The organism is Halorubrum saccharovorum DSM 1137, from assembly GCF_000337915.1.
Classification (GTDB): Archaea; Halobacteriota; Halobacteria; order Halobacteriales; family Haloferacaceae; genus Halorubrum; species Halorubrum saccharovorum.
In genome coordinates this window covers 20,875-35,036 of sequence record NZ_AOJE01000059.1, presented here as the reverse complement: position 1 = coordinate 35,036, position 14,162 = coordinate 20,875, and the positions used below count along the sequence as shown (strand labels likewise).

Below are 14,162 nucleotides of genomic sequence, written 5' to 3'. Positions count from 1 at the left end.
AGCTCGTGAAGCGGGTATGAATGGATCGTGACGGCGAGGCGACACCCCGCGTGGTTCGGTCGTTCGTCGAGGCGATTCCGACGCCGACGTTAGCCTGCGATCCGGAGACGCACGCGATCCGAGCGGCGAACGCGCCGGCGGCCGAGCTGATCGGGCAGGACCGCGGGACCCTGACGCTGATGGGGCTCACGGACCTCGATGAGACCGACGAGACGGTCGACGGCGATCCGGTGGGCGCGGTCGTCGACGACGCGGTCGACCGTGAGGGGGTCACCGAGTTCGAGTGGGAGACCGTCGACGAGCGGGGGCGTCGCCGCCTCGCCGTGTCGCTCCACGCGACGACGATCGCCGACGAGCGGTGGCTGATCGTCGGGTTGACCGACGTGACCGATCGCGTCACCGCCGAGGAAAGCCTCCGGTCGCAGCTGCGCGTCGTCGACGCGGTCGCCTCGACGGTTCCCGCCGCGCTGTTCCAGTGTAGCGTGGACGGGACGCTCGCGCGCTGGAACGACCGGCTCGCCGCCGACGCCGAACGCGACGGCGAGGAGCTGTCGGGGACCGATCTGACGGTGCTGTTCGACGACGAGACCCGTGACGGCGTCGCCGAGGCGCTTCGGCGCGTGTACCGCGATCGCGAGCCGGCCGACTGCGAGGCGACGCTTCTGACGCGGTCCGGCGAGCGCGTCCCGTACCGGCTCGCGCTGGGGCCGATCGTGGACGACGGCGAGGTCACCGGTGCGATCGGCGTCGGCGAGGACCGCACCGAGGCGTCGCTCCGCGAGGAGCGGCTGGCCGTCCTGACACGGGTCCTCCGGCACAACTTCCGGAACGACCTCAACGTGGTGACCGGCTTCACGGAGCGGGCCATCGAGTCCGTCGACGACCCGGATCTGGCGACGGAGCTCGAACGCGTCGTCGACACAGCCGAGCGCCTGCTCCGCGTCGGCGAGACCTCTCGGCGCGTCGAGCGGCTGCTCTCCGACCGGCCCGCGCCCACCCGGCTCGACCTCGCCGAGGCGGTCGACGAGGCGCTGATCTCGCTCCCGGCGGAGCTCCGCGAGGGCGCCGACATCGAGGTCGACGTGCCAGAGGGGGTCACGGTGTCGGCGATCGGCTACCTGGCCGAGGCGATCACGGAGCTCGTCGACAACGCCATCCGACACAGTGAGGCCGAGCGCCCGCGCGTCGAGATCACGGCCGCCGAGCTCCCGAGCGAGTCGTGGGCGTCGCTCGTCGTCGCCGACGACGGCCCGGGAATCCCCCCGGCCGAACGGTCGGTGCTCACCGGCGAGGAGACGCCGCTGGAGCACGCGAGCGGACTCGGCCTCTGGTACGTCAACTGGATCGTCAGCGCCGGCGGCGGGTCGTTCGACATCGGCTCCGCGTCGGCCGGCGGGACGCGGATCGAGATGGATCTCCGGACACCGGACGACGAGTGAGCCGGGTCGTCGGGCGGTGTTGACGCCGGGTCACTCGACGAGCCGGACCTCGTCGCCGACGGCGACCTCGTCGGCCGCGCCGGCCGGGAGTTCGACAACCGTGTCCGCGCGGCCGCGGCCCAGTCCGACGAACGGTGCGAGCCGCTTCGCCTTCTGCACCTCGCCGTCGACGAGCCACAGCGCGTCGATCGCGAAGGGGACGAACAGCATGTGGAGCCACTGCGTGTCCGGGGCGTCGAAGGGGAACACGAGCGCGTAGTCGTCGGGGATCGACCGGCGGAACATCAGCCCGCGACCCTGTTCGAGCGTCGAGCGCGCCACGTCGACGTCGCTCGCGAGGGGCGTCGACGGGGCGTTGGATCGGCCACTGCGGTGGACGAGTCGCACGCTGGGCACGTTGCGGGCACCGGATAAATAGACTCGCGATCGGCCGGCAATACGGCGTCGGAAGCGGCCGGCGAACCGCCTAGCTCGCGTCGCCGTACGTCTCTTCGAGGTACTCCACGATGTCGTCGCTCTCGGACATCCCCTCGATCCCGTTCGCCTCGTCGACGAGGACGGGGACGCCGGTCTGGCCGGAGACCGCCTCCACCTCGGTGCGCTCGCCGTGCGACCGCGGCACCATCACCGACTCGTACTCTAGGTCGAGGTCGGCGAGCTTGGTCTTCACCTTCGCGCAGTACGGGCACCCTTCCAGTTCGTAGAGCGTCAGGTCCGTCATCACTGTGGGATAGGGGACAGACGCGTAAAGAAGTACGGTGGGCGGTGCGCGCGGCGCGCACGGACGCCGGACGGACGCCGGACGGGAGGGTGAAACACCGCTTTCAGCCTCTGGAAAGCATATACCGGTGCAAGGCGGGCGTAGGGACATGAACCGCCGCACGCTGCTCGCGGGCGCCGGAATCGCCGTCACGTCGTCGCTCGGAGGCTGTCTCGACGGATCGCTCGGTGACGGCACCCGAGACGGGGGCGATGAGCCCGCGTCCGGCGATCCCGACCGCCCCACCGAGCTCCGCGACGCGACGATCACGCTCGGGATCGACGACGCGCCGGCGGCCGACGAGCCGCCTCGAGTCGCGTTCGACGAGGAGGCGTCGGTAGTGACCGTCGAGGGGACGGTCAGCTACTCGTCGAGCTCGTGCGGAGAGGTCGCGCTGAAGCGCGCGACGTACGAGCCCGGGGGGAGCGCGGCCACCGTCCGAGTGGTCGGTCGGCGGGATCCGGAGGCGGGCGAGGAGTGCACGGACGACATCGCGGCCGACTCCTACCGGGTCGAGCTGACGTTCGACATGGGTGTCCCCGACACCGTCGAAGTCACCGAGGACGGGGAGTTCGACGAATTCGTCGTGACCGCGCCGTAGCTGGGGCGGCGGATGGCGGCGAGGAAGAGCGCAGCGGTCCGCGCGAAGCGGGTGGCGCCGGGGGTTAGAGGATGACGCCGCGCGTCTGCAGGACGTAGTACAGCGCCAGCAGCGCCGCGATGACGTACTGCCCGAGCGCGACCTCGTCGTAGTCGCCGACCGCGACCTTGATCAGCGGGTAGGCGATGATACCGGCGGCGAGCCCGTCGGCGATCGAGTAGGCGAACGGCATCACGGTGACGGTGAGGCCGGCCGAGACGGCCCACGCGGGGTCGTCCCAGTCGACCTCGACGAGCCCCTGCAGCATCATCACGCCGACGACGATCAGCGCGATGAAGGAGGCGTACGCCGGGATGGCGGCGACGACGGGTATCACCGCGAGCGACGCGACGAAGAGGCCGGCGATGACAAGCGCCGTCAGGCCGGTGCGGCCGCCCTCCTCGACGCCGGCCGACGACTCGATGAACGTCGTCACCGTGGAGGTGCCGAGCATCGCGCCGGCGGTCGTCCCCACCGCGTCCGCCATCAGCGGCTTGTCCATGTCGGGGAGGTCGCCGTCCTCGTCGAGGAAGTCACCGAACTGCGAGACGCCGATGAGCGTCCCGGCGGTGTCGAAGAAGTCGACGAAGAAGAACGTGAACACGACCAGGACGAACGTGAGGGGATCGATCTGCCCAAGCCCGTCGACGAACGCGCCCGCGAGGGGCGTGATGTCGTACTGCGCGCTCGGGAGCGTCTCCGGCGTGACCGTGCCGCGGGCGAAGACGCCGGCGAAGGTGAGCCCCCAGCCGACGAGGGAGGTCGTCACGATACCGATCACGATCGAACCCGTGAGCCCGCGGGCCCAGAGGCCGAAGGTGAACGCGACTCCGAGCAGGCCGAGGATCGCCCACGGGTTCCCGAAGATCCCGCCGAGCGTGACGAGCGTCGACTCGTCGGGAACGACGATCTGGAGCTCCTGAAAGCCGATGAAAAGCAGGAAGAGACCGATACCGGCACCGACAGACCGCTTCACCGGCTCGGGGAACAGCCGGATGACGTACTCGCGCGCGCCGACCGCGGTGAGCAGCATGAACAGGACCCCTTCGACGAAGACGGCGGCCAGCGCCGTCTGCCACGGGACGCCGAGCCCGAGCACGACCGTGTACGCGAAGAAGGCGTTGAGCCCGAGGCCGGGCGCGAGTCCGAACGGCCGGTTCGCGTACAGCGCCATCACGACCGTTCCGATCGCCGCCGAGAGGACCGTCGCGATGGCGATCATCTGGAACACCTCGCCCTGTCTGTACCCCTCGATCTGGATCGCTTCCGAGAGGATCGCGGGATTCACCACGATGATATACGACATCGCGAGGAAGGTAGTGACCCCCGCGATCAGTTCCGTCCGAACGTCGGAGTCGTGCCCATCTAGGTCGAACTGCGCAGCGAGCGTGTCTGTAAGCCCCATTGAACGGGTGAGTGTTCCCCGGGATCGAGTGATAAGCTTTGCTGAACGTTAGCGCAAGATACACAAGTTCATGTGTATAAACCCGGTTTGAAACGTCGACACGCCTATAGAAATGCGCGAACGTGTGTACTCAAAGGCGCGGCCGCGCTCACTCGAACGTCGTCAGCGCGCCGACCGGAGCGTCGGTGATCGCTCGCGCACGCTCCATCCCCTCGTCGCCGACGGCAATGAGCGTGAACACGCCAGTGACGTCGGCGTCGGCCTGTAAGGCGATGTCTAAGAGTAGCTCCTGCGTTTCGCCCGACCGGATCAGGTCGTCGACGACGAGCACCGTGTCGCCGGCGTCGATCGCGCTCGCGGGGAGGTAGTAGGTGAGCTCGATGCCCGAGGCGAGCCGCTGGCGCGACTCGATGAACTCCTCGACGGCGGTCTCCTTCGACTTCTTGGCGTACGCGAGCCGCGCGTCGAAGAAGGAGGCCATCGCCGCGCCGAGGGTGATCCCGTCGGTGGCGGCGGTGAGCACCACGTCCGGCGACTCGAACTCGAACGTCTCCGCGGCGACGGGCGCGACCAGGTCGAGGAACGACTGGTCGAAGACGACGCCGGAGTTGTCGACGTACCCCTCGTCGTCGAACTCGACGCGGGCGAGGAGTTCGTCGGCGAGCGCGTCGCGACCGACCGCCTCGACGACCTCGCTCGCGCGGTCGGTACCGGGGAGCACGTGGCCGTTGACGTACCGGTTCAGGTCGCCCGCGGGCAGGTCGGTCACCTCGGATAGCTCCTCGTAGGTTCGCGTCTCCTTCAGCATCCGCAACACGGCGACCGCCTGCAGCTGGAGGGCGGCCTTCTCTGCTCGGTTCATGTAGATGATCGTGATCGCACAAGTATGAATACGTCGAAGTCGCCGGACGGAGCGATCGCCATGAACGTGTGTTCGGGGCCGTCACACGCGGCGCGACCGGCGTTACTCCTCCGGATCTCGGAAGAAGATATCCGGATCGTCGATCGCGAACTCGACGCGGTCGCGGTCGTCGAGCGGGCGGAGCCGGAGCGTCAGCCGGTCCGCGTCGGCCGCGGCCGCTTCGAGCGCTTCCCTGTCCGAGTCGAGGACGAACGTCGGGACGCAGACGGCGACCTCCGCCGTCTCGCTCTCGGCGACGACCAGCCGGTAACTTACCGTCTCGCCCGCCGCCGCGTACACCCGAACCGATTCGATCTGTACCCCGGAGAGCAGCTCGTCCGCCTCGTCGAACTCCGACCCGGGCAACAGGACGTGAAGCCGCGCCTCGTCGGCGATCGGGTTCACGTCGCCGGGATGGAGCGCGATCGCCTCCCAGCCGCGGTCGCGGTACTCCGCCGCGGTCGCCTCGGTGTCGTCGAACACGCGCTGCCACCGCTCGCCGAGATCGGCTCTGCTCATAAGGGGGAGGCGTCGCCGCGGGGAATTAAACCTTCCTCGCGCGTCCTCGGGGCGAACATGAGACGGACGAGTAGACGGCAGAGGCGGTGTTAGACGCTTAAACGTCGTGTCACGTGACCACAGCCCTTATGTCCCCCGATAGTATTGAACTGCCTATGTTACGCGATGACTCGGACGTGAACCGCCGGACGTACCTCAAATACGTCGGAGGCACTGCAGCCACCGTCGGGCTCGCCGGCTGTTCGGACAGCGGCGGCGACGGAAGTGATGGAAGCGACGGGAGCGACGGGTCGGACGGCTCCGACGGCACCGACGGCGAGGACGGAGAGCAGCTCCCGGAGCCGGAGACCCGCGAGGAGCACCTCCAGCGCGCGAACCTCCGGCTCAACGAGCGCGCTCCGTGGATCTTCCTCAACCGCCAGTACAGCGTGTACGGCATCGCGAGCCGGCTCGACTGGACCGCCCGCCGCGACGAGCGGATCGAGGCCCAGGCCATCTCGGTGACCGAGGGCGAGCCGTCGGTCACCATCACCCAGTCGTCGATGGACTCGGGGCTCGACCCCCACGACCACCGAGAGACGCCGACCGACAACATCGTCGTGCAGGCCCACGACGGCGTGCTCGGCCGCAACGCCGACGGCGACATCATCGACGCGCTCGCGACCGACTACGAGCGGCTCGAAGAGGGCCGCGTCCGGTTCGAGATACGCGACGGCGTCACGTTCCACAACGGGGACGAGCTCCAGCCCTCGGACATCGCCTACAGCGTCAACCGCGTCGTCGATAGCGAGGTCGGGATCGAGAGCCCGCAGAGCGACCAGCTCGCCGGCGTCACGGGCGCCGAAGTCGTCGACGGCGGCGTCGAGGTCACCTCCGACGGGATCAACCCGATCGTGTTCTCGCTTTTCGCCTCGTACTGTAAGGTCGTCCAGCAGGACTGGATCGAGTCGCGCGACTCCTCGGAGATCAACTCCGACATGAACGGGACCGGCCCGTTCCAGGTCGTCGAGTACGAGCAGGACGTGGAGATCGTCTACGAGCCCTACGAGGACTACTGGGGCGACGCGCCGGAGATCGAGGAGCTGACGATCCGCGCGACCAGCGAGTCGAGCACGCGAGTCTCGCAGCTGCTCGCCGGCGAGACGGACCTCGTCGTCAACGTGCCGCCGCAGGAAGTGAGCCGCGTCCGAGACGAGGACAGTACGGAGATCACGGCGGTGCCGAGCACCCGCGTCATCTTCAACGCCATGCGGTACGACGTGGAGCCGTTCTCCAGCCCGGAGTTCCGGCAGGCGCTGAACTACGCCATCGACCTGAACAGCATCATCGAGAACATTCTCCAGGGGTTCGCCGACGCGACCGGCCAGCCCACGCTCGAAGGGTTCGTCGGCTACAACGGGGAGGTCGGCCCGTACCCGCAAGACGTCGAGCAGGCCGAACAGCTCGTCGAGGACTCCGGCCACGCCGGCGTCGAGATCACCCTCGAAACGCCCGTGGGTCGGTACCTCCGCGACGTGCAGATCGCGCAGGCGGTCGCCAGCCAGATCGACGAACTCTCGAACGTCTCCTGCCAGGTCGAGCAGCGCGACTTCGCCTCGCTCGCGGGCGAGGTGACGAGCGGCGACATCGAGAACATGCCGCACTTCTACCTGCTCGGCTGGGGGAACACCACGTTCGACGCCAGCCAGACGATCATCCCCCTTCTCACCTCTGACGGAGCGCTCTCCAGCTACCGGGGGGACGAGGAGGTCGACGAGCTCATGTCCGAGTCCCAAAACCTGCCGGGCGAAAACTAAGGTTCGATGGCGCTGGGACGGTTCCTCCTGAAACGCGGGATCCAAGGCGTGCTGGTCGTGTGGGGGGTCGTGACCGCAGTGTTCCTACTGCGATTCATCACCCCCGGCGACCCGGTGACGTTCGTCGCGCCGCTGGACGCGAGCGCCGAGCTTCGCGCACAGATAGCCGCGGATCTGGGGCTCGATCAGCCGCTGTACGTCCAGTACGTCGACTACATCGTCGGGCTGCTTCAGGGAGACATGGGGTACTCGTACCTCCGCGGGACGGAGGCGAGCACCATCGTGCTCGCCCGCGTGCCGGCCACCGTCGAGCTCGCGGTCGCGGCGACGGTCGTCGCGATCGTCATCGCCATCCCGCTCGGCGTCATCAGCGCGACGCGACGGCGCGAGCCCGCCGACTACGGAGCGACCCTGTTCTCGCTCGTGGGCATCTCGACCCCGAACTTCTGGCTCGGGATCATGCTCATCCTGGTGTTGTCGGTGCAGCTCGATATCTTCCCGACGAGCCGGCGGCCGATCGGCCTCTTCGAGACGTTCGCGTTCCTCGTCACGGTCGAGAACGGGCTCGCCGCCCCGATGGACGTCGGCGCGTTCCTCGACGGGCTGTGGACGTGGCTGTGGCACATCGCGCTGCCGGCGGTGACGCTCGGCACGTACTTCACCGCGCTCGTCACCCGGTTGACCCGAAGCGGGATGATCGAGGAGCTCGGGCAGCCGTACGTCCGGGCGGCGCGCGCGAAGGGGCTCCCGGAGTCGCTGATCCAGTACAAACACGCGCTGCAGAACACCCTCATCCCGATCGTCACCGTGTTGGGGCTCCAGCTGGGGACCCTGATCGGCGGCGCGGTGATCACCGAGGCCGTGTTCTCGTGGCCCGGCCTCGGCACGCTGGTCATCGACTCGATCAACGTCCGCGACTGGCCGCTGATCCAGGGGTCGCTGATCGTGATCGGGACCGGGTTCGTGCTGATCAACATCTTCGTCGACGCGCTGTACGCGTACCTCAATCCGCGGGTGGTCCACTGATGACGAACCGAACTCTCTCCGTTCTCTCAGGCGGTGTGACGTGTCACACGGTTGAGCCTCGAACGACCGGGGCGGCGCGCGGGGCGTCTCCCGAGACGGCTCCGGGGGTGACCGGCCGGTGATCTCTCCCCGGACGCTCCGGAACCTCCGGAGCGAGCTCTCGCGGAGCCTCCTCGCGAAGCTCGGGATTGCGATCCTCGCAGTGATCCTCTTTACCGCGGTGTTCGCTCCGCTCTTGGCGCCCCACGACCCGACGGAGCAGGACCTCGACAACGCGAACATTCCGCCGCTCGGATTCACGGCGACGGAGAATCAGACGACCTCGCAGATGGTCGACGGCGAGGTGCAGATCGTCGAGGAGGAGGTCGTCGTCAACACCACGGTCGCTCACCCGCTCGGAACCGACTCGCTCGGCCGCGACGTGCTCTCGCGGACGATGTTCGGCGCGCGCACGTCGCTTCTGGTCGGCCTGTTCGGGACCTCGATCGCCGTCGTGCTCGGCGTCACCGTCGGTATCACGGCCGGCTACTACGGCGGCCGGATCGACGACGCGCTGATGCGGTTCGCCGACGTAATGTTAGCGTTCCCGTCGCTCGTGCTCGCGATCGCGCTCATCGGGCTGTGGGGGCAGGCGTCGCTTCGCATTCCCGACCCGCTGGTCGAGCTCGGGATCGCGTCGTCGGAGATGCCGAGCGACATCGTGTTGCCGGGGACCGTGATCGCCGTCGTCGCGCTCGTGAACTGGGTGTGGTTCGCCCGCGTCGCGCGCGGCGAGGCGCTGTCCGTCCGCGATCAGGAGTACGTGAAGGCGGCGAGATCGATGGGCGGAAGCGACCTGCACGTGATCCTCAGACACGTGCTTCCGAACAGCCTGACGCCGATCTTAGTGCTCGCGACGATCCAGGTCGCCGCGATCATCCTGCTCGAGTCCTCGCTGTCGTTCCTCGGCTTCTCGGGGGCGCAGCTCTCGTGGGGCTTCGACATCGCGCAGGGCCGGGACTACCTCTCGTCGTCGTGGTGGATCGCCACCGTCCCCGGGCTGGCCATCGTCGCCGCCGTCGTCGGGATCAACCTGATCGGCGACTGGCTGCGCGACGCGCTCGATCCGGGCATCGAGGGACAGGGGGGTGCGCCGTGACCGACCTGCTTCGCGTCCGGGACCTCTCGACGCGTTTCTTCACCGAGGAGGGGCAGATCAACGCGGTCGAGAACGTCTCGTTCACGGTGGAGGCCGGCTCCGTCCTCGGCGTCGTCGGCGAGTCCGGCAGCGGGAAGTCCGTCACCGGGCTCTCGCTCATCGACCTCGTCGAGTCGCCGGGGAAGATCACGAGCGGGGAGATCTGGTACAACAACGCCGACCTCGCGGAGCGGGTCGAGGGCGATCGCCCCGAGGCGGTCGACGGCGACTTCGTCGACCTCCGCCGCCTCTCCGAGGCGGAGCGCCGGTCGCTCCGCGGCTCCGCGTTCAGCATGATCTTCCAAGACCCGATGAGCAGCTTCAACCCCTCGATCACCGTCGGCGAACAGATCGCCGAGGCGGCCGAGGTGCAGCGCCGCGCGAGCGCGAACCCGCGCTCGACCCGGTCGCGGACGCAGGGGTACGGGCTGGGGCAGATGCTCCTCGACGGCGTCCTCCCCAACCGCTCGTACACGTCCGAGGAGAGCTGGGACCGCGCGGTCGAGCTGCTCGAACGCGTCGGCATCCCCGATCCGGCCGAGCGCGCCGAGGAGTACCCGCACCAGTTCTCCGGCGGCATGCTCCAGCGTGCGATGATCGCGCAGGCGCTCGCCGGCGACCCGGATCTCTTGGTCGCCGACGAGCCGACGACCGCGCTGGACGTGACCATCCAGGCGCAGATCCTCGACCTGCTCGCCGACTTACAGGAGACCATGGAGATGAGCGTCGTGCTCATCACCCACAACCTGGGCGTCATCGCCCGCGTCGCCGACCGGGTGAGCGTCATGTACGCCGGCGAGGTGGTCGAGCGCGGAACTCTGCGAGACGTGTTCGACGACCCGGTCCACCCGTACACGAAGGGGCTGTTGGGGTCGGTGCCGGACATCGATCAGCCGGGCGAGCGGCTCGAACCCATCGCGGGCAACGTGCCGGACCTCGTCGACGCGAACATGCCCGACCGCTGTTACTTCGCCGACCGCTGTCCGAAAGCCATGACAGACTGTCTCACGCGACCGCCGGAGTACGAGGTGAGCGACGGCCACCGCGCCCGCTGCGTCCTCGCCGAGCGCGAGTACAGCGAGGCCGACGCGGTCCCCGACGAGCGGTTCGCGAGAGCGACCGACGACGGGACGGCCGCGAACGACGGATCGACCGCGGCCGATGGGTCGATCGCCTCCGACGCGGAGGTGAGCGATGACTGATCCCCTCGTCACCGTCGACGACCTCGAGAAGTACTACTACGAGAACGACACGCTGTTAGACCGGCTGACCGGCGCGGAGCGGGAGGCGGTGCGGGCGGTCGACGGCGTCTCCTTCGAGGTCCGCGAGGGCGAGACGCTCGGCGTCGTCGGCGAGTCCGGCTGCGGGAAGTCGACGCTCGCGGAGACGCTGATGCGCCTCCGCGAGCCCACCGGCGGCTCCGTGACGTTCGACGGCGATCCCGTCTTCGATCTCTCGGGCACCGACATGAACGCGTTCAGGCGGCGGGCGCAGGTGATGTTCCAGGACCCGTTCTCCAGTCTGGACCCGCGGATGACCGCCGGCGAGATCATCACGGAGCCGCTCGCGATACACGGCGTGGGAACCTCCGGGGAGCGCCGCGAGCGCGCCGAGACCCTCCTTGATGAGGTCGGACTCTCCGCCGACCAGATCGACCGGTACCCCCACGAGTTCTCCGGGGGGCAGCGCCAGCGCATCGGGTTCGCCCGCGCGCTCGCCATCGACCCGGAGTTCATCGTCCTCGACGAGCCGGTCTCCGCGCTCGACGTGAGCGTGCAGGCGCAGGTGCTGAACCTGCTGGCCGACATGCAGGCGGAACGCGACCTGACGTACCTGTTCATCGCGCACGACCTCTCGGTGGTGCGCCACATCTCCGACCGGGTCGCCGTCATGTACCTCGGCGAGATCGTCGAGATCGGTCCCACCGAGGAGATATTCGAAGACCCGAAACACCCGTACACGAAGGCGCTGTTGGAGTCGGTCCCGCGGGCGGACACCGACGAGCGGGACCGCACCGTCGAGACGATCCGCGGCGACGTGCCCTCTCCGCGGAACCCGCCCTCGGGGTGTTCGTTCCGGACGCGGTGTCCGGAGCTGATCCAACCGCCGGGGCTGGACCTGCCGCAGGCGACGTTCCGCGGGATCAGTGAGTTCAGGACCCGGATCGAGAACGGCGACATCGACGTGGACCTGCGGTGGGAACAGGTCGGCGATCCCGACCGGGAGGACCGGGAGGCGTTCGTCGACTCGCTCCGCGAGGAGGCGTTCGACACGGAGCTCCCGGACGCCGAGGAGGAGACGGTCAGCGAGGCGATCCGCGCGCTCGCCGACGGCGACCGCGAGACCGCCGCGGCGACGCTGCGAGAGCGGTACCGGTCGCCCTGCGAGGCGATCGATCCCGGGTTGCCCGCGGGGGAGCACCCCTCCGCGTGCCTGCTGAACGAACAGCCGGAGGACGTGGAGACGGCCCGCGAGGAGTGGGAAGCGGACTACGAGGCTCCGGAGGCCGGGGCGTCGTCGCGGTAGCTCCGCGCGCGTTTCCGCCGAGTCGAACCAAAAGCGGGACCGGTGCGAGTCGCCCTCGTTCCCTACCGCTCCCGCACGACGACGAACTCCGCGAGGTCGCGGAGGTACTCGATCGCCTCCGTCTCCGGCGGGTCGGCGTCGTCCAGCGCGGCTAAGGCGAGTTCGGACTGCTCGCGGGCGCGCTCGTCGATCTCCTCGGGCGACAGCGACGTGACCTGCAGGACCGAGGGGCGGTCCATCTCCGCGTCCTGCCCGGTCGGCTTGCCGAGGTCGTCGGCGTCCGCGGTCGCGTCGAGCACGTCGTCGCGCATCTGGAAGGCGACGCCGACGCGCTCGGCGTACTCGCCGAACGAGTCGACCGCGCCGGGGTCGGCGCCGCCGGCGATCGCGCCCAGTTCGGCCGCCGCCCGGAACAACGCGCCGGTCTTCCGGCGCGCGAGCTCCATGTACTCGGCCTCGGTGGTGGGGCGGGCGGCCAGCTCGGTGGCCTCGCCCTCCCCGAGCTCGACGAGCGCCTCGGCGACAGTCCGCATCGCGCGGGGCTCGGCGGAGAACAGCGCGAACGCCTCGCCGAGGAGTCCGTCGCTGGCGATGATCGCCGGGCCGTAGCCGTACTCGGCCCACGCCGACGGCGTGCCGCGGCGCACCTCGGAGCGGTCGATGATGTCGTCGATCACGAGCGACGCGTTGTGGACGAACTCGATCCCGGCCGCGAAGTCGACGGCCGCGTCGGGGTCGCCGTCGAACGCCTCGCAGGCGAGGATCGTCACGGCGGGTCGGACCCGCTTGCCGCCGGCGAGGACGACGTGGCCGACCTCCTCGGACAGCTCGTCGGGCTCGACCTCGTCGATGACGGCCTCCAGCCGGTCCTCGACCAGCGCGACCCGGCGCTCCAGGTACTCCATCTATCGCCCGGAGGGACCGGTCGCGCAAAGGCCTAACGGAACGACCGCCGGCCTCGGATCACTTGAACTCGATCCCGAGGTCGTGGAGCCCGTCGTTGTGCTGGGCGACGTTGATCAGAAGCGGCGTGAGCGCCTCGATCTCCGGGGCGTTGGCGACGCCGCCGGCGTCGAGCGCGCGAAGCCCCTCGATCCCCTCGGCGAGGTCGACGACCGTCCGCTTGGCGTCCCCGTCGTCGCCGATCACGAGCGTGTCGATCCCGAGGTCGGCGTCGAGGTTCGCGAGGCGGTCGGCCGCGAGGTTGTGGAACGCCCCCACGACGTCGACTCCGTCGGGCGCCGCGTCCGCCGCGATCCGCGTCACCGAGCCCGCGCCGGGCCTGTGGTAGTGGAACCCCTCGTCGTCGCGTTTCATGCCGGTCGCGGGGGAGACGAGCACGTCGCCCTCGTCGAGCGCGTCGGCGATCGACTCGACGGTGTCGCCGACGTGGTAGGGCGGGATCGCGAGCACGACGACCGTGGCCGCGGCGGCGGCGGCCTCGTTCTCGGCGCCGGTCACCGCGGCGTCGAGGCCGCGGCTGTCGAGTTCGGTGGTGTACTCCTCGGCCTTGGTCGCCGCCCGCTCCGCGTCGCGCGAGCCGATGGTGACCTGGTGGGGAGTGTCGGCGGCGAGCCGGAGCGCGAGGCCCTGTCCGATGTCGCCCGTGCCGCCGAGTATCGCGATTTTCATACGATCAGTCGCATCGCTCGCGTCTTAGGGGTTGCGCGACCGGACGTCCTCGCCGGGGTTCCAACGGACCTCGGCTACTCCGCCGCCGCCTCGCGCCGATCGAGCGCCCCGTTTATCGCCAGCGGCACGACGACCCCGCCGCCGAGGAACAGCGCGAGGGGCACCCATCCCGGGTACGCAAGGTTCAGCGATTCGACGACGAGGGCGAGGGCGACCGTGAGGGCGATACACGTCCCGATGACCGCGTTCTCGCGGGAGACCATACGCGGCGCAAGGGTCTCGCGGAAAAAATAGATACCGACCGTCCGGTCGCGACCCCGCCGCGGTCGGACCGCGCGTTC

Annotated in this window: 15 protein-coding genes; 7 read left to right on the top strand and 8 right to left on the bottom strand. The window is 69.2% G+C overall.

Annotated features, from left to right (window positions below):
- Positions 1–20: 20 nt before the first annotated feature.
- Positions 21–1,439 (top strand): sensor histidine kinase, encoded by a 1,419-nt coding sequence (locus tag C471_RS11100; protein WP_004049061.1) that lies wholly within the window; start codon positions 21–23, stop codon positions 1,437–1,439.
- 30 nt (positions 1,440–1,469) lie between these two features.
- Here the strand turns inward: C471_RS11100 and C471_RS11095 are convergent, their stop codons facing one another.
- Together C471_RS11095 and C471_RS11090 are read right to left on the bottom strand one after the other, a co-directional pair.
- The gene (locus C471_RS11095; RefSeq protein WP_152421899.1) at positions 1,470–1,835 is read right to left on the bottom strand and encodes a DUF192 domain-containing protein; all 366 of its coding nucleotides are present in this window, start codon (positions 1,833–1,835) and stop codon (positions 1,470–1,472) included.
- Between the two features lie 70 nt (positions 1,836–1,905).
- Positions 1,906–2,160, bottom strand: a complete 255-nt coding sequence (locus C471_RS11090; RefSeq protein WP_004049058.1) for a glutathione S-transferase N-terminal domain-containing protein — start codon at positions 2,158–2,160, stop codon at positions 1,906–1,908.
- A 148-nt stretch (positions 2,161–2,308) separates the two neighbouring features.
- Between C471_RS11090 and C471_RS11085 the strand changes: the two genes are divergently transcribed.
- A complete protein-coding gene (locus tag C471_RS11085; protein WP_004049056.1) occupies positions 2,309–2,800 on the top strand; it encodes a hypothetical protein in 492 nt (163 codons plus the stop codon).
- A gap of 64 nt (positions 2,801–2,864) precedes the next feature.
- Here C471_RS11085 and C471_RS11080 read toward each other — a convergent pair whose 3' ends face one another.
- From C471_RS11080 to C471_RS11070, 3 genes are all read right to left on the bottom strand, one after another.
- On the bottom strand, positions 2,865–4,244 hold the full coding sequence (locus C471_RS11080; protein ID WP_004049054.1) for an NCS2 family permease: 1,380 nt from the start codon (positions 4,242–4,244) through the stop codon (positions 2,865–2,867).
- Between the two features lie 148 nt (positions 4,245–4,392).
- A complete protein-coding gene (locus tag C471_RS11075) occupies positions 4,393–5,106 on the bottom strand; it encodes a phosphoribosyltransferase family protein (protein ID WP_004049053.1) in 714 nt (237 codons plus the stop codon).
- 102 nt (positions 5,107–5,208) lie between these two features.
- Complete coding sequence (locus tag C471_RS11070) at positions 5,209–5,664, bottom strand: DUF7529 family protein (protein WP_004049051.1); 456 nt, start codon at positions 5,662–5,664, stop codon at positions 5,209–5,211.
- A 155-nt stretch (positions 5,665–5,819) separates the two neighbouring features.
- Between C471_RS11070 and C471_RS11065 the strand changes: the two genes are divergently transcribed.
- The 5 genes from C471_RS11065 (at position 5,820) to C471_RS11045 (ending at position 12,189) form a co-directional block, all read left to right on the top strand.
- The gene (locus tag C471_RS11065) at positions 5,820–7,460 is read left to right on the top strand and encodes an ABC transporter substrate-binding protein (RefSeq protein WP_004049048.1); all 1,641 of its coding nucleotides are present in this window, start codon (positions 5,820–5,822) and stop codon (positions 7,458–7,460) included.
- Positions 7,461–7,466: 6 nt separating this feature from the next.
- Positions 7,467–8,486: an ABC transporter permease gene (locus tag C471_RS11060; protein WP_004049046.1), complete on the top strand. Its 1,020-nt coding sequence runs from the start codon at positions 7,467–7,469 to the stop codon at positions 8,484–8,486.
- A 118-nt stretch (positions 8,487–8,604) separates the two neighbouring features.
- Positions 8,605–9,624: an ABC transporter permease gene (locus C471_RS11055; protein ID WP_004049044.1), complete on the top strand. Its 1,020-nt coding sequence runs from the start codon at positions 8,605–8,607 to the stop codon at positions 9,622–9,624.
- The gene (locus C471_RS11050; RefSeq protein ID WP_004049043.1) at positions 9,621–10,865 is read left to right on the top strand and encodes an ABC transporter ATP-binding protein; all 1,245 of its coding nucleotides are present in this window, start codon (positions 9,621–9,623) and stop codon (positions 10,863–10,865) included. Before C471_RS11055 ends, C471_RS11050 begins: the two co-directional genes overlap by 4 nt.
- A complete protein-coding gene (locus C471_RS11045; protein ID WP_004049041.1) occupies positions 10,858–12,189 on the top strand; it encodes an ABC transporter ATP-binding protein in 1,332 nt (443 codons plus the stop codon). Before C471_RS11050 ends, C471_RS11045 begins: the two co-directional genes overlap by 8 nt.
- A 62-nt stretch (positions 12,190–12,251) precedes the next feature.
- On the opposite strand, the gene C471_RS11040 is transcribed toward C471_RS11045, so the two are convergent.
- The 3 genes from C471_RS11040 to C471_RS11030 all read right to left on the bottom strand — a co-directional run bounded on the left by C471_RS11040 (position 12,252) and on the right by C471_RS11030 (position 14,084).
- Positions 12,252–13,094: a polyprenyl synthetase family protein gene (locus tag C471_RS11040; protein ID WP_004049039.1), complete on the bottom strand. Its 843-nt coding sequence runs from the start codon at positions 13,092–13,094 to the stop codon at positions 12,252–12,254.
- A 58-nt stretch (positions 13,095–13,152) separates the two neighbouring features.
- Positions 13,153–13,821 (bottom strand): NADPH-dependent F420 reductase, encoded by a 669-nt coding sequence (gene npdG / locus C471_RS11035; protein ID WP_004049037.1) that lies wholly within the window; start codon positions 13,819–13,821, stop codon positions 13,153–13,155.
- 74 nt (positions 13,822–13,895) lie between these two features.
- Positions 13,896–14,084 carry a hypothetical protein gene (locus tag C471_RS11030; protein ID WP_004049035.1) on the bottom strand — a complete coding sequence of 63 codons (189 nt, stop codon included), beginning with the start codon at positions 14,082–14,084 and terminating at the stop codon, positions 13,896–13,898.
- Positions 14,085–14,162: the final 78 nt, after the last annotated feature.

What these genes read in the sequence shown, in the direction of transcription:
- C471_RS11100 (WP_004049061.1), top strand. Translation starts at nt 21, where the DNA reads ATGGATCGTGACGGCGAGGCGACACCCCGCGTGGTTCGGTCGTTCGTC.
- C471_RS11090 (WP_004049058.1), bottom strand. Translation starts at nt 2,160, where the DNA reads ATGACGGACCTGACGCTCTACGAACTGGAAGGGTGCCCGTACTGCGCG.
- C471_RS11085 (WP_004049056.1), top strand. Translation starts at nt 2,309, where the DNA reads ATGAACCGCCGCACGCTGCTCGCGGGCGCCGGAATCGCCGTCACGTCG.
- C471_RS11080 (WP_004049054.1), bottom strand. Translation starts at nt 4,244, where the DNA reads ATGGGGCTTACAGACACGCTCGCTGCGCAGTTCGACCTAGATGGGCAC.
- C471_RS11075 (WP_004049053.1), bottom strand. Translation starts at nt 5,106, where the DNA reads ATGAACCGAGCAGAGAAGGCCGCCCTCCAGCTGCAGGCGGTCGCCGTG.
- C471_RS11070 (WP_004049051.1), bottom strand. Translation starts at nt 5,664, where the DNA reads ATGAGCAGAGCCGATCTCGGCGAGCGGTGGCAGCGCGTGTTCGACGAC.
- C471_RS11065 (WP_004049048.1), top strand. Translation starts at nt 5,820, where the DNA reads ATGTTACGCGATGACTCGGACGTGAACCGCCGGACGTACCTCAAATAC.
- C471_RS11060 (WP_004049046.1), top strand. Translation starts at nt 7,467, where the DNA reads ATGGCGCTGGGACGGTTCCTCCTGAAACGCGGGATCCAAGGCGTGCTG.
- C471_RS11045 (WP_004049041.1), top strand. Translation starts at nt 10,858, where the DNA reads ATGACTGATCCCCTCGTCACCGTCGACGACCTCGAGAAGTACTACTAC.
- C471_RS11040 (WP_004049039.1), bottom strand. Translation starts at nt 13,094, where the DNA reads ATGGAGTACCTGGAGCGCCGGGTCGCGCTGGTCGAGGACCGGCTGGAG.
- npdG (WP_004049037.1), bottom strand. Translation starts at nt 13,821, where the DNA reads ATGAAAATCGCGATACTCGGCGGCACGGGCGACATCGGACAGGGCCTC.
- C471_RS11030 (WP_004049035.1), bottom strand. Translation starts at nt 14,084, where the DNA reads ATGGTCTCCCGCGAGAACGCGGTCATCGGGACGTGTATCGCCCTCACG.